This is a genomic window from Bacteriovorax sp. PP10, from assembly GCF_035013165.1.
GTDB lineage: Bacteria > Bdellovibrionota > Bacteriovoracia > Bacteriovoracales > Bacteriovoracaceae > Bacteriovorax > Bacteriovorax antarcticus.
Window position 1 is genome coordinate 1,277,760 of record NZ_JAYGJQ010000001.1, and the last position, 17,460, is coordinate 1,295,219.

The window sequence follows — 17,460 nt, forward strand, 5'->3', positions numbered from 1 at the left end:
CTGAGTATATGAATTTCTTCAGAGCTCTGCAATTTAAAGTTAAGCTTAAAGACACAGTCTTGATAAAAATATATAGTACCCTCATGAAAAATAAATCATTCACTGATGGTAAAGGTTTAATAGTTCTCTTAGGTGCACTCACTGCATTCGATCCATTATCTATTGACATGTATCTTCCGGCCTTTAGTGACATTCAAGCAGAATTTCTGACATCAATTGATAAAGTAGAATTGTCTATGTCGGCCTTTTTTATTGGTATGGCGGTAGGACAACTTTTCTATGGGCCATTGTCGGATCGGTTCGGTAGAAAAAGGCCACTACTTGCAGGTATGTTTCTTTATTTAATCGCCACGATTGGTTGCGCGTTTGCTCCTAATATTGAAACTTTTATTGTGTTAAGGGTTCTTCAAGCTCTTGGTGGATGTGCAGGAATGGTTATCACTCGCGCAGTCATTAGAGATTTATTTGAATCAAAAAAAGTGGCCGACTTTTTATCATCTATGGCATTGATCATGGGACTTGCTCCGATCCTAGCTCCTTCAATCGGTGGATTCGTCAATCAGCTTTTAGGATGGAGAGCTATCTTCGGATTACTTGCGGTATCAAACATTGTTTGCCTTGCATGCATTTACTTATTTCTTCCAGAAACTATTAAGCAAAAATCTTCTAACCTTAGTATAAAATCAATGCTGACTTCATATGGACAGTTGTTTCGTGAAAGATCATTTGTTGGTTACCTAATTCCTGATACTGCGATTCGTGCAGGGATGTTTGCTTATATTGCAGGTTCACCATTCGTCTTTATTGAGCTTTACAATATTCCTAAGGAACACTACGGATGGATTTTTGGAATGAATGCTTTGGGACTTATGGCCGCATCACAAATCAACAGACGTTTATTAAAACGTTTTGATTCTGATATGATCTTGCGTTGGTCAGTAAGAGTCGCAGCAGTTGCTGCTACAATTGTTTTTATTTCTCCTCAAATTAGTTCACAAGTCTCAATGCTTTTAATTCCCATCTTTTTATTTTTAGCGACACTTAATTTCGTAGGACCGAATGCACTTGCTGGTGCACTTGCTTCTCAAGGACATCGTGCAGGGACAGCATCAGCTCTATATGGATGTATGCAGTGGAGCTTAGCTTCAGCTTCATCGTTTATGGTAAGTTATTTTCATAATGGAACAGCAACACCGATGACTGGAACGATTTTAGCTTGTGGATTAGTTTCTCTTATTGCTTATCAGATTTTAAAACCTCAAGTTGGTGATAGGAATCAATTAAGAGAAGTAGAGAAAACAATTGTTATACCAAGCGAAGCCGAGCCGGGAGTCTAACTTACTCTGATCAAGTATTCTTTGCTGGCAAAAAAATTGCAATATTTTCATAAGAGGTTTTAATTTTTTATGGAGGTTTTATGCGAGAAAGCGATAAAGGTATGAAAGGTGATCATCGTAATATAAGTGATCCGACTGCTGACAGAAAAGATTTCATTAAGCATGTGGCAGAAAATGCTGCGAAAGAAGAAAAGAAAGAAAATAGAGAATCGAAAGATAGCAGTAAAGAGAAAGCTAATAACCAAAAACATTAGTTATTAATCCGTTGTGTGGTCTTTTCTCGACCACACAACGGATTATTTATTTTTTAGATTCGCAGTTAAACATCCACTGAATTCCAAACTTATCAGTACAAAATCCGAAGTAATCACCCCAGAAAGCATCTTGAAGTGGCATTTCAATTTTCCCACCAGCAGACAATTCATTAAAGAGTTGATCTGTCTCTGCTTTGCTATCAGGGTGTAAGCTAATACTAATATTATTTCCGATGTCTAGGTTTGCTGCTGCATGGACTCTAGTGTACTTAAATAGGCCCTAAGATAATTTTCCATAGGTGACCAGAGCGTCATCATTCTTTTTTCTGAGTGGAGAGTCAACTCGAGTGATCTGAGTTTGGGATGGATTTCAAGAAAGGCCTTTGACATCGATTTTTGATACTGTAGTTGATATGGATATTTCGTTTCAAGTTTTTTAGCAACCTCAATAGCATCTGAGTTTTTACTTAATTCTTCTTTGGAAAAATTAATCATTTTACTAATCTCATTTTGTCTTAGCGAGATTTTCTTAATTTCTAATTCGATCCTTTCAATTTGATTTCTTAATAAAAATTTCTCATTCAATAAATGCTCAATATCTATTTTTTGTCCGCGTGAAAGTTCTACACCTCTAATGAATAACATTTCAGAGAGTGACTCTCTGTAAACTGAGGCCAGGTGAAATTGAAGAAAGAATACTTCATAAGGATCATTCTCTGATGTGCTAAGTGTTTCACGAATGAGTTCCATAAAATGCTTGTTATTAAAAAAATAAACGGGGGGATTCTGGTTTTTTTTAGTCAACCATTGCTTTTCTACCAACTGTTCAAGGAATCGCATCATCTGTGTATTTTGAATGACAACATTCTTGGCAAAGGGAGCGCTCTCCATCCAATCGAGTATGAGATCGAGATAGAAGCGGACATCCTTTTGCCTAAAGCCTTTTTCTTCGCGATTCAACCATGTCGCAATGATTGCAGAATAAAAGAGCTTAATATATTGATTTCCAGTGGATCCTTTTCTCATTGTTACATTGTAATGAAAATAAGAATTAAATTCAACAAGTCATAATGGGCGATATTTCAATATTAATTACATTGTAACTCCTTGATCGTTCTGGAGAGTTCAATACATGAGAGAATTGATCAAGGAGATTTTATGAAAAACTATATTGAAGCCTTCTCCCTTGTGACTCTTGTAACGATTTATATGGGAACGATTGTTTATTTGTTCATGCAAAAATCAGTCTTGCTTCAGGGTCTTTCTTATTCGATAGCAGCAACAATTTCTTAAAGGAGTTTTGTTGATAATAATGAGCTTTGATTTAGAATAGTCGAAAAGGAATAACAAATGAATGATAACTTGATGACCTCAAAAAGGTTTTGGCCAATTTTCTGGACGCAATTTTTTGGAGCAATGAATGACAATGTATTCAAAAATGCTCTCGTCATACTTATAACTTATCAGGCAACAAGCGTGATGGGACTTAGACCAGAACAAATGGTTGCTCTTTGTGGAGGACTTTTTATTCTTCCTTTCTTTTTATTTTCGGCGATTGCTGGGGAATTGACTGATAAGTTTCCGATGCATCAACTTGTAAGGGCCACAAAAATTTTAGAACTTTTTATTGTCTGTATTGGGACTATTGGTTTTTGTTTTAATATGGTTCCTTTGCTTCTTTTATGTTTATTCCTGCTAGGAGTGCAGTCGACTTTATTTGGGCCGGTAAAGTATTCAATACTTCCAGAGCTCATTACAGAAGATGAACTTGTAAAAGGTAATGCTTTTGTCGAAATGGGAACTTTTCTTGCTATTCTAATTGGAACAATTACTGGTGGATTGTTGATTGCTGGTAATCATGGGGCCTTATCTGTTTCAGTTACAACAGTTATTATGGCCATCGTCGGAGTCGCTTTTTCTTTTCAAGTCAGCTCGATTGCGACTGTCGATTCGAAAAGAAAAATTAACTTTAATATCTTCAGTTCAACTGTTGAAATTATAAAAATCTCTAGAAAAACAAGAAGTGTTTTTATTTCGATCCTGGGGATTTCTTGGTTTTGGTTTTTTGGTGCAACATTACTATCTGTCTTTCCTGTCTATGTTAAAACTGGATTGTATGGGGATGAGCATGTTGTCACTTTATTGCTGGCGATATTTAGCATTGGTGTGGCGATTGGATCAGTTATCTGTGAAAAGCTAAGTCATGAACGTCTAGAGTTGGGACTCGTGCCTTTTGGCTCTATTGGTTTATCTTTATTTGTACTGGATCTTTATTTTGCTGGTGCTCTTCCTTCAACAGAAGTGGCCAGAGGTGTGACTGAGCTTCTTGGTGTGAAAGGGATCTATAGAATTCTTTTTGATCTAATGGGTCTATCTATCATGAGTGGATTTTTCATTGTTCCACTATATACATTTATTCAAACACGCTCAGAACGAAATGAGCGCGCGAGAGTTGTTGCTGCCAATAATATTCTTAATGCTCTTTTCATGGTGGCCTCTGCCGGAGTTTTGGTTGGGTTATATGCTTTAGGATTAAGTGCGATTGATGTCTTTCTTGCACTATTTGTTTTAAATACACTTGTCGCTATCTACATCTATACAATTATCCCTGAATTCTTATTAAGATTTGTTTGCTTCATTTTAACCAGAATGATTTACCGTTTGAAGGTTGATGGACATAAGCATATTCCTCAAGAAGGACCAGCTGTCTTAATTTGCAATCACATCAGTTTTGTCGATTGGTTGATTGTCGCAAGTTCAGTAAAGAGACCAGTTCGATTTGTAATGCATTATTCTTTTACGAAAATTCCTTTTGTCAGTTTTTTACTTAGAGGGGCGAAGGTTATTCCAATTGCCGGAACTAAGGAAGATCCAAAAATTATGGATGAAGCTTTTGTTAAAATTAAAGAGACACTTGATGAAGGGGAGATTGTTTGTATTTTCCCAGAAGGGCAAATCACTAAAGATGGAACACTAAGTCCTTTCAGACCAGGGATTGAGCGCATTCTTGCAGATTCTAATGTACCGGTCATACCAATGACAATTTATGGATTATGGGGAAGCTTTTTTAGCCGTAAGTATGGACATGCCGCCAGCGAGCTTACAGTTATCCCACGCAGAATTTGGTCAAAGGTCATAGTTGATATTGACCCAGCTTTCGCCGGAGATCAGGTCAATGCCAAAATACTCGAAGAACATACATTGCAAATGTTAACTAGAAAAAAATAATTATAGTGGCTTCTAATTTTTAAAATGAGTATTGTAATCTGTAATCCCGGCCTTAATAACTTTATAAGCTTCATTCGCCCCATAAATAGACTCAATCTGAGTCTTAACTGGTTCACCTGGAATTGATTTGTAACTTAAAAAATAATGTCTCATACGATCAATGATAACTGCATTGACTTGAGAAATATCAGTCACCCCATCATAGAAGGGATCACCGTTTAAAATGGCAACGATCTTATCATCCACTTCACCAGTATCAATTAAACGAATCCCACCAATCACTCTTACGTCCATGATGATATCTGCTCTCGTTATCGGAAGTTCTGAAAGCACACAAATATCAACAGGGTCACCATCACCACGATCGGCCATGTTTGATAAAGATGCTGTTGTTTCAGCAGAATAAGTTTCAGGAATAAAACCGTATAAAAAAGAGGGAAGAGAAGAAAACTTTTGTGGGCGATCAACTTTGATATATCCAGTCTCTTTACAGATTTCATACTTGATCATGTCGTTAGGAATGATCTCAATATAGGCCTTGACGATTTTTGGAGCTTCACTGCCAATGTGAATTCCATGCCAAGGGTGGGGACGAAACTTTTGAAAATTTTTGATACTCATAAAAATCCTTTTGAATAAGTCGTAAAATTATCTAATTCTTTAAATGGGCCGACAATCTTTGTATGGAAATATATTAAAAATTAACTAAATTATTTGGGGAGCGCAGCCCCATTGCTAAACTATAGTAAATTACTTGGTCTAACTGTTGTTAAGGGATAGGTCATAAAAAAAGTGATAAGATGATTGAGTGATAAAACGTCGAGAGGTAGCAAAATGAAAAAAATATTAGTTCTACTAACAGTCTTTTTTACCTTTGCCATTCATGCAGAAATAAAACCAACTGCTAAAACAGAAACGGCCACTTTTGCAGCTGGATGCTTTTGGGGAGTAGAAGAATTCTACAGAAAAATCCCAGGCGTATTAAAAACTCAAGTTGGCTACACTGGTGGAAAAACCGCCAACCCTAAATACGATCAAATGCACGATGGCAGTACTGGGCATGCAGAAAGCGTGGAAATAGTCTTTGATCCAAGTGTTGTGAGTTATCAATCATTGATGGATAAATTTTTTAAGCTGCATGATCCGACAACACTAAACAGACAAGGAAATGATGAAGGGTCTCAATACCGTTCTGCTATTTTCTATAATTCGGAAAAACAAAAAGAAGAAGCACTGGCCTTCAAAGCTAAGGTTGATAAATCTGGAGCATGGAAAAAACCAGTCGTGACAGAAATCACTCCGGCGCAAAAATTCTGGCCAGCTGAAGATTATCATCAAAAGTACCTGGTTAAAAATCCAGGCGGGTATGACAATCATTACTTACGCAAAATTTCTTTCGATGTTCCTGCGAAAAAATAAATTTATAAAGCTGCATACCAATCATAACCATTCTCCGCCCAGTAATCGGGCGGACGAGTGTCTGAGAAAAAAATCTTACCAATACGTTTTAAATTTTTGAAACCATATTTAATGGGGATTGCCAGACGTAAAGGGGCCCCATTGGCTTCCCGCAGGCCTTTACCGTTCATTTCGTAGGCCAGAAGAGTTTGAGGGTGAAGCATTGATTCGATATCAATTGAGACATAGTACTTTCTATCAGGAGTCTCAAAACCGACATAGTTGTAGTAAGTGCCATCTGATTTTCGACCGACATGATAAAATTCCATAAAATCAGAAAACTTTGCTCCGGCAAATTGAATGATTTCACTCCAACCTTCGACACAACGAAAGTCGGTGGCATAACCAAATTTAGGAGTTACATGAAATGCAGAAATAGGTAATGATAATTTTTTGTTGCCACTTTCAATTGTGACTTTGTAATTTTTTAATACTAAATCATCTTCGAGGCCTAAGAATCCATTCACTCTCGGTTCTTTGCCTGCCGGAGGATTCGGTTTTTTTACTGAGAGATCACCAGAAGAATAAAACTGAGACCAAAAACGCTCATTTAAAATAAAAGAGTGGCGGATAAGTGCTGGTGTTTCGTCCAGTGTTGGCCCGGATTTTACAAGTTTAAATCCAACGTAAGCAGAAACGGCCATTAATAATCCAATAGCAATGGATAGTAATAGTCTTAGATTTAATTTCTTAGCACTTACTAATTTCGTTTTACTCTCTTTCAATTTCATACCCCGCAATCATTGACCTGAAATTATTCCATCCTGCACGCATAACCTGAATGATGTGGATGATAAAAAAGAGAATATAGCCAACCATAAGGATGAAGTGCTCAAGGCGAGCAGCTTCATAGCCACCTAGTAAATTTGTGAGCCATCCAAAAGTCACAGGCCTATAAACAGCAAGTCCGGTAATGAGAGACCCAATGGCCATGATGATGACAGCGCAATAAGCAAGCTTTTGAGCGGCATTAAACTTTCCCCTCATAGGAGGTACTACCTTACTTAGTTTTAGGTCGTGCAGGACAACCTGGAAGGCCTCTTTGAGGGTGTGCCTGTCAGGTGCCAGGCTTCTCCATTCGCCACTGATAAGCAGGTAGCTGATATAAACCAGACCATTGAAAAAAAATCCCCACATGAATAAAAAATGCCATCCCATTCCTTCTGCAAGACGACTTTCAATTGAAAGGTGAAAGGCCAGACTTGGCGGGATTTCAATATAAGCTTGATTGGCCCAATAAATAAGTAGTCCACTCCATATCATTAACGATAGAAGAGGGAAGTTTATCCAGTGTGACCATCGAAGGATGCGTGAGTGTTTTTCGGTGATTCTGATTTGTTCATCGGCCATGATGAATATTAAATATGCTTTATTCTATTTTGGCATTTAAAGATTAAATATAGATTTTGGAAGTAATGAGTAGGTCTAATTAAAAAAGGGGTACTCTTATCGAGTACCCCTTATAGTATTAAGTCTTAGTTTCTGATTTTGATATCATTACATTTTAGAACTCTAAACTGCTCAAGAGGAATTTTATTCAAATCACCTAGACCAGTTTGCTCCCATTTATAATGGTTAGCAGGCCCTAAGTTTTCAAAATAAACATTGAAAGTTGGAGCGTTGTCGGCCATGAATCCACCGTATTTTTGTAGAGCTCTTGCAATGACTTTTGCATCAGCACTCAGTCCAAGTGTGTCCAAATTCAAGTTCGGATTTAACTGAATGCGGGCACCTTCAAGAATTGTATTCTCTCCAATTTCCCATCCATCAGTTCTCGTTGCCATCGGCCCACAAAGTTCTTTTTTATGTGTATCAGTAGCTAATTTTTTCAAACGGTTTGTTGGCCCTGAAAGAGTTAGAGCGTGGTTGATTTCTCCGCTTAGAAATTCACTGTGACGAATTAGTCCAGCAACAGCTGGCAATCCTGATCCACGTACACCATTCATCCACCAACGTTGTCCGTTGTATGCAGTTGCTAGTCCTGTACTCGTGCTATCATAAATTGATACTTTCGTAGCGTAAGCTACTCCAGAAACCCAACGGAACTTACTAAATTCATAAATTAAACCAGTCGCAGTATCATACATACCCATGTGTCCGTCAGTTTGAGGATCCGCCCATACAGACAGTGGCATTGGAACATTATTAACTACACCACTTCCAGTTGGATCAACTGAATCATGAAAGCCTTCTGCATCATATCGAGCAGTATCAAAAAATACACTTCGCTTAACTGCAGTCGTTGAATCAATAAAATGTAGTGGAACTGTCCATGCTTTATAAGCAAGACCTAACTTAGCAGGATATCCACCTGCTACTGAGTAATCTTTCACTAATTGCATCATCTGAACTGTTTTTGTTTCAAGCTCAGGATTATTTTCAATTGGAGTATTCCAAGGCGAGCTGTTCGAAAATACCTGAGTCAAAAATGGATCAGGTGTTGTCGTTGTCGACACTGGAGGTATAGGTACAGGTGTTGGAACTGGTATAGGTGCCGGAGCTGGAGTTGGTGCAGGAACTGGAGTAGGCGCCGGTGTCACTGCTGTATTTTTAATAACATTTTGATAAACATTTTGAGTCACTCGATTTACGACTTGAGCAACTTTGATTTGAATGTTCCCGTCTTTTAAACCTGATAAATTCAACTGCATTTTGTACTTTGATTTAGAATCGCAAGTTGTCGATTTAGTCGACGTCGATTTTTTAGCAGAATCAGTTGCCATTGTGCTGACAAGTATTCTGGCCGCGCATGAGCCTTCGATCGCAACTGCCTTTTGATTGGCGCTGGTCACGTAGTAGTTATTAGGTGGAGAGCTAATACTAACCGCAGTGGCAGCATTGGCTTCTAAACCTAGGATTGATGTACAAAGGAGAACTGCTAGAGGTAGTGTTTTATTTGATTTTTTCATGTCCCAATTATCGTATTAAAGTGATTTAAAATTTAAACAAATTACCACTTTATTCAATTTGGCTGAGATCTAAGCAGGTTATGATTATCATTCGGAAAACTTACTAAATTTCACTGCCAATGTTTTGTGTAAACAAGGTGTTGGAAATAACTTGTTTTTGAAACACTCAGTGCAAGTGCTGTTTTTTAAATGCATGTGAATCTTCAACTAAGCTTTTTACAATCCCACAATCGTCGCTAGGGCCTTGTGTATGGCATCTTGTCGATAGGCTTAATAATTGCTTTTGCAAATTACTAAGTTCAGCGATTTTGGTTTCAATGAGTTTAAGATTTTTTTCAATAATTGAATTTGCACTTGAGCAGTCTGAAGATTTTTTTGTGAGGTCTTGTAGTACTTTTATTTCTTCTAATCCAATCCCTAAAGAGCGGCAGTGTTGGATGAATTTAATCTCTTCAATATTTTTTTCGCTATAAGATCTATAACCATTACTCAGCCTTGAAGGCCTACTGATGAGGTTGCGATTTTCATAGTAACGCATTGTTTCTGAGTCGATATCTAAAAGAGTTGAGACTTCTTTACGTAACATTGGATGCTCCTTGACCCTGTATCTACTACAGGGTTTATATTATGATTATGAAATCTAAAAAGGAACAAAAAAATGGCACATAAACCACACGATCATAGTCATTGTTGCGGAGGTGGATCTCAAGCGATAGCAGAGGAAATCACTTCAAAAAATATCAGTAGCGATGATCTAAAAACAACTTTTAAAGTCTTGAATATGGACTGTCCTGACGAGATTAAGGCCATTAATGACGCTCTTAGGGGTGAGGGAGTGCTTGAAGTGAAGGCCAATCTGATGGCCTCTACGGTGCAGATTATTCACACTCAAAAGATAACAAAAGAGTTTTTACAAAAGAGAATCAATTCAACTGTTGTAAAGGTTGTAGAAAATGAATCTCCAGGTAATCCAAATAAATCAAGAATTATTAAAGTGGCCATCTCTGGAGTTGCGTTAGTTGCAGGAATGCTGGTTGAGCATTTCTTGTCCAATATACTTATTGGAAATATTTTATTTGCAATCGCTATCCTGACGGGTGGAACTCTTATTTTCCCAAAAGCGTTCGGGGCATTAAAGCGATTCAGCTTAGACATGAACGTGTTGATGACTTTCGCAGTGATTGGCGCACTTATTATTAAGCAATACTCAGAAGCCTCAACTGTTGTATTTTTATTCGCACTATCAGAGTTATTAGAAAGCTTAAGCGTTCAGAGAGCTCGCAATGCGATTCAAGAGTTATTTAAACTTACACCAGCAACAACTTTCTTATTGAAAGGAAATACGACAGAAGAAGTGAGCGTAGAAGCTGTCTCTGTTGGTCAGATCATTAGAGTGAAATCAGGAGAGAGTATTCCTCTTGATGGAATTGTGGTTTCGGGAACAACGAGTGTTAACCAAGCTTCATTAACTGGAGAGTCTATACCTGTGTTTAAAACAGCAGGGGATGAAGTCTTTGCTGGAACAATCAATGAAGATGGAAGTTTCGATATTAAAGTTGGAAAAGTTTTCAATGATACAAAATTATCTCATGTCATCAAACTAGTGGCAGAATCACAAATTGAACGTGCACCAGCTCAGAAGTTTGTCGATCAATTTGCAAAAATCTACACACCAGTTATCTTTGTTCTCGCTATCCTTACGTATGTAATCCCAGTTCTATCAGGCGGGGATTCTTATGAATGGTTTTATAAGTCTTTAGTCCTTCTTGTTATTGCATGCCCATGTGCACTGGTTATTTCAACTCCTATTTCGATTGTATCGGCCTTAACTTCACTTGCTAGAAATGGAGTACTTATTAAAGGCGGAACACATCTTGAAATGCTCGGCAAGATTAAGGCAATCGCATTAGATAAAACAGGAACAATTACTGAAGGGAAACCTGAAGTTAAAAGTGTAGAAAAAAATGGATCAAAGACAGTTGAAGAAATTCTGGAAATTGCAACGTCATTAGAAAATCATTCAACTCATCCATTCGCAATGGCCATTTTGAAATATGGAAAGTCTCTTAATGTTTTACCTTCTGAAGTGACAAGCTTTAAAAACATTCCAGGCAAAGGGATTGAAGCCATTTTTAAAGGCCAAACTTATTTCTTAGCGAACTTAAAATATATTCAGGAACTTGGGCTTGCGGAAAATTTAAAAAATAATCTTGAGCTTATTGAGTCCCAAGCAGACTCAATTGTGATTGTAGGACGAAAAAATCACTCAGATACGGCCGGGGAAGTGTATGGATGGATTATTTTAGGAGATAAGATTAGAACCGATGCTAAAGAATCCCTTAGTGCAATTAAAATGACCGGAGTAAGAGAAGTTGTTATTTTAAGTGGAGATAATCAAAAAACAACTGAGGCCATCGGTCAGTTAGTTAATGCTGACAATGCATATGGTGATTTATTACCAGAAGATAAATTAAAGCATATTGAAACTCTTCTTAAAAAGCATAAGCATGTGGCCATGATTGGGGATGGAGTGAACGATGCACCTGCCATGGCGAAATCATCGCTGGGAATTGCAATGGGGGGGATTGGCTCTGGAACAGCAATTGAAACGGCCGACATCACTTTAATGGCAGATGATTTAAAGCAAATTCCGATTGCTCTAAAAGCAGGAAGAAGAACTTTACATGTGATTAAGTTCAATATCGCTTTTGCTATTGTGACAAAATTAATATTTTTAGTGCTGACTTTTATTGGTTATTCGAATTTGTGGATGGCGATCATTGCCGATACTGGAGCAACTTTAATTGTTGTTTTAAATTCGTTAAGACTTTTAAAAATAAAAAAATAACTTTGACGAGCAGACTAGTATTTCTGGTCTGCTTAATTTGATAAAGTTTCACATGCAAGGCCTGCATTAAGATCACTAACAACTTTATTTAAAGTTAGTTTCCCCACTAAGCTGATTGCTCCCGTTTGATAATCAATGGCCGCAGTTCCTTTAAATAAAGAGTTATCGCCTTTAAGCTTAACAACACCACTAGTTGATTCAGAAGTATCTAAATTGCCTCGTAGTACATTTCCACCGTAGATTAAAGTAAGATCAGCAGCTCTACCGTTACTTGTTCTATGTTCATATGCATTCACAACTAATTTTGAATTTTCACCAGATACTACAACATCGTCTTTACAAAGTTTCCAATCACTATCTTTAGCAAATGCCTCACAGTATGAACCCGAGCAAAGCGCTAGTAGCAAAAGTCTTTTCATGAACAACTCCTTCATTCTTTTTTTTGTTTTGATAAACAAATTGCAAGCTTGCGGCCCAAGTTTAGAAAATAAATAGCATGTATTTAAAAAATAAAAATCTTTGAAATGTTTTGGTGAGTTAAGCAAGATGCTTGAGGAATTTAATTCACAATACTTGAGTATAGGAGATGATGAAAATCACCACAAAACTTATCCCGGCCGGTGAAATTAGTCCCGTAATTTTAAAATGAGATCGTAAAAATAATCATCTTGTCCAACAATCTTATAACCAAGTCTCTGATAGAACTTTACTGCACCAGCATTATTTTTCAATGTAGAAAGAGTCACATCGACACTGCTTTGTTTTGCAATATCTGCAAGAAGCTCCATCACATCTTTTCCAAAGCCTGCACTTTGAAACTCTTTGGAGATGATGAGAACATGTACATGCAAATCTTTTTCTCTGACGTTAAAACAGACGTACCCAACTTGTTTTGAATCGTTTTCAATCCAATAAAACCACTCTGGCCTATAGGCCTTATTGAAGCGCTCGTGCTGGAATGTCTCATCCCATCCAAAGGCCTTCTCTGAAACGTCGTAGAGTCCTTCTTTAAAGAGGTCATAGGTTCTACCCAGGTCCTTAGGGGATACCGGTGTGAGTTGAATGTTATTTTTAATCATAGGAGTTCCTGATAATAAAATTTCCATATGTTACCGCTGCTATTTTCCTGCATTTCTTCCGTAGGAATCCGTTTTATCTAGACATATTTAGACCTAGGCGTTACAGATAAAGACATTATGACATTAGAAAAATCAATTTACGAATTAACAGAAGAAGAGCTGAAGTCTTTTTTATCTGCCAACGATATCTCGCCGGATTTTTCTGCGACTATTTTTCGTAATCTTTATAAAAAAAATAAACATGAGCAGCCGATTTCTAAAAAGATCATGGCCTTGCTTTCTAAAAACTTTACATTAGATCTTCCTAAAATTCATACTGTTTCTAAATCACCGGATGGAACTGTAAAGTTCTTGATGGAGTTCTCTGATGGCAAGTCAGTAGAGACTGTCCTGATCCCTTTCCACAAACGTTTTACAGTATGCCTTTCTTCTCAAGTTGGATGCGCGATGAAATGTAGTTTCTGTTACACAGGAACGATGGGACTTTCGAGACATTTAAAAAGCAGTGAGATTATCGGTCAGTATATTGTGGCCGCTAATTATCTTGATACAGAGCTAGGTTTAAAAACTATGTCACCGAACATTGTGTTCATGGGACAAGGGGAGCCTCTTCATAACAGCACTGAAGTTTTAAAGGCCATTAACGTCTTTATGGAGCCATTGGGACTAGGAATGGGGCCAAGACAGATGACTTTATCTACAGCTGGTTATTTACCAGGTATTAAGAAGCTGAACGACTTTCCTAAGATCAATATTGCCCTTTCTCTGCACTCGCCATTTAACGATATTAGAAAAGAGCTGATTCCAATCAATCAACATTTTCCACTGGAAGATATTTTTGAAGCACTTGATGGATTAGACCTGATGAAGAGACAGTTCATTGTTTATGAATATCTTCTAATCGATGGACTAAACGATCGTGTAGAAGACGCTGATGAGCTTTTAAAACTATTAGGCGAAAGAAAGTCTGCTATTAATATCATTCCTTTCAATCCATTTCCAGGAAGCAAATACAAGAGACCATCTGACGCGAGAGTCGAAGAGTTTAAAGAGATGCTGGTGGAAAGAAAGTTAAGAACGATGATCAGAACAACTAAAGGCTCTGACATTCTTGCGGCCTGTGGTCAGTTAAAATCCTAAGCAATACACCGTTTAAAGACCTACCATTTTGTGTTGTTTTCCAGACATTCCCATCCCCAAATCAAAGCTAGTTGAAATAGTCCAGTAATCACACTCATAAGCTATTGCTTTGATTCACACATATATAATTAGGTATCTAAATCATGGCCTTAAATTGGATTTTAGTTAGTATGATTTTATAACGATAAGCAATTACCACTTATTTTTTTTATTGGAAGGACTATGAAAAAAAACAAAATAAAAATCTTAATTGTTGATGATGAAGTCGAATTACTAAAAATGATTGCAGATGAATTTGTAAGCAGGGGACACAATGTGATGACTGCTGCAAACGGAAATGAAGCAATCGCAAAAATTCAAATATCTTTGCCTGAAGTCGTTTTATGCGATTATAAAATGCCAAGCGGTAATGGACTCGACGTTTTAAATTACGTTAAAAGTCTTGGGAAAAATAAACCAACCTTCTTTTTCATTTCAGGTCATTCTGAATTAACGCCGGAAGAATGTATTGCAGCTGGAGCTAGAAATTTCTTTGCTAAGCCTTTTGACATTGATGAAATGATCACTCAAGTTGAGAATGAATTCAATATGGATAAACTTGGATTGAAGATAAGTTTTATCTAATAGGCCAAGATGTTTCTTGGCCTAATATATTTAAGCGTTCATTAACTCACTAACTAATGTAATTTTTGTAGCGGCAAGTGCTTTAGAAAGAGGACATCCTTCTTTGGCCTTCTTACTTATTTCTTCAAATTTATCTTTAGTGATCCCTGGAATTTTTGCTCTAAGATTTAAAACAATTTCTGTTATCTCAAATCCACTACCTTTATTTTGAACATCCACACTCGCTTCTGTTTTGATGTCATCAACTTTAAATCCTGCTTCTGTAATCATGAATGATAATTGCATAGAAAAACATCCGGCATGGGCCGCACCAAGAAGTTCTTCTGGGTTGGTTCCTGCTTTTCCATCTTCACTAACAAAACGTGTATTGAATGAGTAGGGTTGTTCTTTTAAAACTCCACTTTGAGTCGTAAGACTTCCAGTTCCCGTTTTTCCGTCGCCTTTCCAATGTGCCTGTGCAGTTCTTTTCATATGAGCTCCTATGTTGATCATTAAGACTTCTTAGGAATTGTAGGAGCAACATTTTTGTTTGTCTTCGATCGTGGGTTAGACAGACTTAATTAAAGGTTAAGATACTGAAAGAGGTAGGATTAAAATATCTATGATGCTCAAAATATTAAAAAGTGTTTCTGTATGCATTAAATAGAAGAATGCGCATTTATGAAAAGAGGGTATCAGCTACTTACAGAAGAGATTAAATTTAATAACGATTCTTATTGCGTGATAAATGTTAAAATTACCAAAAAAAGTCATTGGATACTCTGGAGGAAAGATTGGTAAATCAGAAAAATGTTCTTAAGGATCATCGAGATAACACTGATAATAGTTTAAAATCTGAACGTAATAAAACAGATGATTATTTAGTTAACGAAAGCCAATCTGTTGAAGACGAGTCTGATGAAATCGTTTCTGCCAATAGACGTGAAGCAGATGCGAAACTTAAAGCTTCAAGAGATCAGGCCGACATAACAAGGCTGGAAGATGCATCTCATAAGACACCACTCCTGGACGCTGAAAGAAAGCGCTCGGACCTTGCAAGAAATATTGCAAGGAAAGCTGAAGATAAAGTCCTTACGGAAGAACGTGATCAAAAAAAACAAATTGCCGAAGTTCTTCTAAATTCAGAAAGAGCAGATACAGATAACAATTTGCTTTGTGAACGAGAAGGAAGCGATAATGCGTCTAAAAATAGTTCTCTCTTAGTCACGACAGCTCAGGATGCCTTAACCACAAGAGATACATATCTTGGAATTCTAAGCCATGATTTAAAAAATCCTCTTGCTGCCATTTCTTTAAGTACTAATGCCATGAAGAGAGCTTTTCTAAAAAAAGAACTTGAGCCTATGAGTTTTAATAAATATTTTGAAACTGTTGAACGTAATGTTGCGACAATGGGAAGAATGATTGAAGACTTATTGGATGTTGAGCAAATGGTAAATGGTGATCTTAAGTTAAATCTGAAAAGTTTTGATTTAAAAGAATTAATTTATGAGTGCAAAGAACTTTTTGATCCGATAGCTGCAAGTAAATTCTTTTCAATTAATATTGAACCTATTGAATCAGGACTTAATGCTAATGTTGATCACGATAGAATTCTCCAAGTTTTATCTAATCTAGTAGGGAATGCAGTAAAGTATACCGAAGCAGGAGGACAGATTGTTCTTTCGGTTAAAAGGATCGAAGATAATATTGTAGTTTCTGTTAAAGATGAAGGTCCTGGAATTCCTCACGAGAAGTTAGATATAATTTTTGAAAGATTTTCTCAACTCAATGGTAAAGAGCGAAAAGGCGCAGGTCTTGGTTTATTTATTTCGAAATGGATCGTTGAATCTCATAATGGAAAAATATTTGTTGAATCAGTAGTTGATGAAGGTAGCACTTTTAGTTTTACTTTACCTCTCAATTATAATTAAAAACATCTCGAACAAGTTGTGATTGAATCAAACTCAATCACAACCTGCAGAAACTTTTAATGTAATACTTGTCCTTTAAATGCTTCCATATTGTTATCTTGATCTAATTGTAAATTAATTCTGAAAGATCCAAGAAAAACTCCATTAGCTAAGAATAAATTTTCTGTCACATATTCTGACTTTGGAGCGAAATCAGCGACTCCACCTTGAAATCTTCCGATAAAGATATTTTTAATATTAACAGCATTTCCAGAAGCATCGACTAACTGATCTTGGCCTGGAACCAAGTCAGATACATGAACTAATCGGCCACTGATAGTTAGCATTGCTTGATCAAGTGTTGTGATGAGTTTAGAATTATCACCGTACTCGATAAAGGCAGTAGTTATTTCAGAAACTGTACCTGCGTGAAACTCAAGTGCTATTTGTTTTGCTATGATGTTGTCTTTTGTCGAACCTTCGGATGCAGTTAGAATTTCATTACCTATTTCTAATTTTTCAATATTTACAGTTGCTCCAGCATTCACCTGTATCGGTGTACCATAAGCAACAGATGCCATTGCGTTGAAAGAAAATAAAGAAAGTGTTGATAGCAGAGCAGTGATTGAGATGATTGATTTCATGTTTTATCCTTTGTAGCTTCATTAAGAAGTGGTTGTTGTAAGGATAT

At 36.9% G+C, this 17,460-nt stretch carries 20 protein-coding genes; 9 read left to right on the plus strand and 11 right to left on the minus strand.

The window, feature by feature from the left end; all coding sequences use genetic code 11:
* The first annotated feature begins 83 nt into the window (after nt 1-83).
* Nucleotides 84-1,337, plus strand: coding sequence for a Bcr/CflA family multidrug efflux MFS transporter (locus tag SHI21_RS06225; protein ID WP_323575416.1), 1,254 nt, complete (start codon nt 84-86; stop codon nt 1,335-1,337).
* A gap of 80 nt (nt 1,338-1,417) precedes the next feature.
* Entirely contained in the window at nt 1,418-1,591 is a 174-nt protein-coding gene (locus SHI21_RS06230) for a hypothetical protein (protein ID WP_323575417.1), read from the plus strand.
* Between the two features lie 46 nt (nt 1,592-1,637).
* Here the strand turns inward: SHI21_RS06230 and SHI21_RS06235 are convergent, their stop codons facing one another.
* Complete coding sequence (locus tag SHI21_RS06235; protein ID WP_323576258.1) at nt 1,638-1,826, minus strand: VOC family protein; 189 nt, start codon at nt 1,824-1,826, stop codon at nt 1,638-1,640.
* Between the two features lie 2 nt (nt 1,827-1,828).
* Nucleotides 1,829-2,617, minus strand: a complete 789-nt coding sequence (locus SHI21_RS06240) for a hypothetical protein (protein WP_323575418.1) — start codon at nt 2,615-2,617, stop codon at nt 1,829-1,831.
* A gap of 132 nt (nt 2,618-2,749) precedes the next feature.
* Here SHI21_RS06240 and SHI21_RS06245 point away from each other — a divergent pair, with 132 nt between their 5' ends.
* Together SHI21_RS06245 and SHI21_RS06250 are read left to right on the plus strand one after the other, a co-directional pair.
* Nucleotides 2,750-2,884 carry a hypothetical protein gene (locus SHI21_RS06245; RefSeq protein ID WP_323575419.1) on the plus strand — a complete coding sequence of 45 codons (135 nt, stop codon included), beginning with the start codon at nt 2,750-2,752 and terminating at the stop codon, nt 2,882-2,884.
* 72 nt (nt 2,885-2,956) lie between these two features.
* Entirely contained in the window at nt 2,957-4,819 is a 1,863-nt protein-coding gene (locus tag SHI21_RS06250; RefSeq protein ID WP_323576259.1) for an MFS transporter, read from the plus strand.
* Nucleotides 4,820-4,831: 12 nt separating this feature from the next.
* Here SHI21_RS06250 and SHI21_RS06255 read toward each other — a convergent pair whose 3' ends face one another.
* Nucleotides 4,832-5,440 carry an inorganic pyrophosphatase gene (locus SHI21_RS06255; protein ID WP_323575420.1) on the minus strand — a complete coding sequence of 203 codons (609 nt, stop codon included), beginning with the start codon at nt 5,438-5,440 and terminating at the stop codon, nt 4,832-4,834.
* A gap of 213 nt (nt 5,441-5,653) precedes the next feature.
* Here SHI21_RS06255 and msrA point away from each other — a divergent pair, with 213 nt between their 5' ends.
* Complete coding sequence (gene msrA / locus SHI21_RS06260) at nt 5,654-6,238, plus strand: peptide-methionine (S)-S-oxide reductase MsrA (RefSeq protein ID WP_323575421.1); 585 nt, start codon at nt 5,654-5,656, stop codon at nt 6,236-6,238.
* A 2-nt stretch (nt 6,239-6,240) separates the two neighbouring features.
* On the opposite strand, the gene SHI21_RS06265 is transcribed toward msrA, so the two are convergent.
* The 4 genes from SHI21_RS06265 to SHI21_RS06280 form a co-directional block, all read right to left on the minus strand.
* Nucleotides 6,241-7,002: a molybdopterin-dependent oxidoreductase gene (locus SHI21_RS06265; RefSeq protein ID WP_323575423.1), complete on the minus strand. Its 762-nt coding sequence runs from the start codon at nt 7,000-7,002 to the stop codon at nt 6,241-6,243.
* Nucleotides 6,989-7,627 (minus strand): cytochrome b/b6 domain-containing protein, encoded by a 639-nt coding sequence (locus tag SHI21_RS06270; protein WP_323575424.1) that lies wholly within the window; start codon nt 7,625-7,627, stop codon nt 6,989-6,991. Before SHI21_RS06270 ends, SHI21_RS06265 begins: the two co-directional genes overlap by 14 nt.
* Nucleotides 7,628-7,752: 125 nt before the next feature.
* Nucleotides 7,753-9,186, minus strand: coding sequence for a hypothetical protein (locus SHI21_RS06275; RefSeq protein WP_323575425.1), 1,434 nt, complete (start codon nt 9,184-9,186; stop codon nt 7,753-7,755).
* A 166-nt stretch (nt 9,187-9,352) separates the two neighbouring features.
* Entirely contained in the window at nt 9,353-9,772 is a 420-nt protein-coding gene (locus SHI21_RS06280) for a MerR family transcriptional regulator (RefSeq protein ID WP_323575426.1), read from the minus strand.
* A gap of 72 nt (nt 9,773-9,844) precedes the next feature.
* On the opposite strand from SHI21_RS06280, the gene SHI21_RS06285 reads away from it, so the two are divergent.
* Nucleotides 9,845-12,034 (plus strand): heavy metal translocating P-type ATPase, encoded by a 2,190-nt coding sequence (locus SHI21_RS06285; RefSeq protein ID WP_323575427.1) that lies wholly within the window; start codon nt 9,845-9,847, stop codon nt 12,032-12,034.
* Between the two features lie 32 nt (nt 12,035-12,066).
* Here SHI21_RS06285 and SHI21_RS06290 read toward each other — a convergent pair whose 3' ends face one another.
* The gene (locus tag SHI21_RS06290; RefSeq protein ID WP_323575428.1) at nt 12,067-12,453 is read right to left on the minus strand and encodes a hypothetical protein; all 387 of its coding nucleotides are present in this window, start codon (nt 12,451-12,453) and stop codon (nt 12,067-12,069) included.
* Between the two features lie 207 nt (nt 12,454-12,660).
* A complete protein-coding gene (locus SHI21_RS06295; protein ID WP_323575429.1) occupies nt 12,661-13,140 on the minus strand; it encodes a GNAT family N-acetyltransferase in 480 nt (159 codons plus the stop codon).
* Nucleotides 13,141-13,230: 90 nt separating this feature from the next.
* On the opposite strand from SHI21_RS06295, the gene rlmN reads away from it, so the two are divergent.
* Nucleotides 13,231-14,253, plus strand: a complete 1,023-nt coding sequence (gene rlmN / locus SHI21_RS06300; protein ID WP_323575430.1) for a 23S rRNA (adenine(2503)-C(2))-methyltransferase RlmN — start codon at nt 13,231-13,233, stop codon at nt 14,251-14,253.
* A gap of 222 nt (nt 14,254-14,475) precedes the next feature.
* Nucleotides 14,476-14,877, plus strand: coding sequence for a response regulator (locus SHI21_RS06305; RefSeq protein WP_323575431.1), 402 nt, complete (start codon nt 14,476-14,478; stop codon nt 14,875-14,877).
* 30 nt (nt 14,878-14,907) lie between these two features.
* Here SHI21_RS06305 and SHI21_RS06310 read toward each other — a convergent pair whose 3' ends face one another.
* Complete coding sequence (locus tag SHI21_RS06310) at nt 14,908-15,348, minus strand: OsmC family protein (protein ID WP_323575432.1); 441 nt, start codon at nt 15,346-15,348, stop codon at nt 14,908-14,910.
* A gap of 302 nt (nt 15,349-15,650) precedes the next feature.
* Here SHI21_RS06310 and SHI21_RS06315 point away from each other — a divergent pair, with 302 nt between their 5' ends.
* Entirely contained in the window at nt 15,651-16,790 is a 1,140-nt protein-coding gene (locus tag SHI21_RS06315; RefSeq protein ID WP_323575433.1) for a sensor histidine kinase, read from the plus strand.
* A 56-nt stretch (nt 16,791-16,846) separates the two neighbouring features.
* Here the strand turns inward: SHI21_RS06315 and SHI21_RS06320 are convergent, their stop codons facing one another.
* Nucleotides 16,847-17,413, minus strand: a complete 567-nt coding sequence (locus SHI21_RS06320; protein ID WP_323575434.1) for a hypothetical protein — start codon at nt 17,411-17,413, stop codon at nt 16,847-16,849.
* Nucleotides 17,414-17,460 lie beyond the last annotated feature (47 nt).

What these genes read in the sequence shown, in the direction of transcription:
- SHI21_RS06250 (WP_323576259.1), top strand. Translation starts at nt 2,957, where the DNA reads ATGACCTCAAAAAGGTTTTGGCCAATTTTCTGGACGCAATTTTTTGGA.
- SHI21_RS06310 (WP_323575432.1), bottom strand. Translation starts at nt 15,348, where the DNA reads ATGAAAAGAACTGCACAGGCACATTGGAAAGGCGACGGAAAAACGGGA.
- msrA (WP_323575421.1), top strand. Translation starts at nt 5,654, where the DNA reads ATGAAAAAAATATTAGTTCTACTAACAGTCTTTTTTACCTTTGCCATT.
- SHI21_RS06305 (WP_323575431.1), top strand. Translation starts at nt 14,476, where the DNA reads ATGAAAAAAAACAAAATAAAAATCTTAATTGTTGATGATGAAGTCGAA.
- SHI21_RS06290 (WP_323575428.1), bottom strand. Translation starts at nt 12,453, where the DNA reads ATGAAAAGACTTTTGCTACTAGCGCTTTGCTCGGGTTCATACTGTGAG.
- SHI21_RS06275 (WP_323575425.1), bottom strand. Translation starts at nt 9,186, where the DNA reads ATGAAAAAATCAAATAAAACACTACCTCTAGCAGTTCTCCTTTGTACA.
- SHI21_RS06230 (WP_323575417.1), top strand. Translation starts at nt 1,418, where the DNA reads ATGCGAGAAAGCGATAAAGGTATGAAAGGTGATCATCGTAATATAAGT.
- SHI21_RS06245 (WP_323575419.1), top strand. Translation starts at nt 2,750, where the DNA reads ATGAAAAACTATATTGAAGCCTTCTCCCTTGTGACTCTTGTAACGATT.
- SHI21_RS06285 (WP_323575427.1), top strand. Translation starts at nt 9,845, where the DNA reads ATGGCACATAAACCACACGATCATAGTCATTGTTGCGGAGGTGGATCT.
- SHI21_RS06270 (WP_323575424.1), bottom strand. Translation starts at nt 7,627, where the DNA reads ATGGCCGATGAACAAATCAGAATCACCGAAAAACACTCACGCATCCTT.
- SHI21_RS06280 (WP_323575426.1), bottom strand. Translation starts at nt 9,772, where the DNA reads ATGTTACGTAAAGAAGTCTCAACTCTTTTAGATATCGACTCAGAAACA.
- SHI21_RS06225 (WP_323575416.1), top strand. Translation starts at nt 84, where the DNA reads ATGAAAAATAAATCATTCACTGATGGTAAAGGTTTAATAGTTCTCTTA.
- SHI21_RS06295 (WP_323575429.1), bottom strand. Translation starts at nt 13,140, where the DNA reads ATGGAAATTTTATTATCAGGAACTCCTATGATTAAAAATAACATTCAA.
- rlmN (WP_323575430.1), top strand. Translation starts at nt 13,231, where the DNA reads ATGACATTAGAAAAATCAATTTACGAATTAACAGAAGAAGAGCTGAAG.
- SHI21_RS06240 (WP_323575418.1), bottom strand. Translation starts at nt 2,617, where the DNA reads ATGAGAAAAGGATCCACTGGAAATCAATATATTAAGCTCTTTTATTCT.
- SHI21_RS06320 (WP_323575434.1), bottom strand. Translation starts at nt 17,413, where the DNA reads ATGAAATCAATCATCTCAATCACTGCTCTGCTATCAACACTTTCTTTA.
- SHI21_RS06255 (WP_323575420.1), bottom strand. Translation starts at nt 5,440, where the DNA reads ATGAGTATCAAAAATTTTCAAAAGTTTCGTCCCCACCCTTGGCATGGA.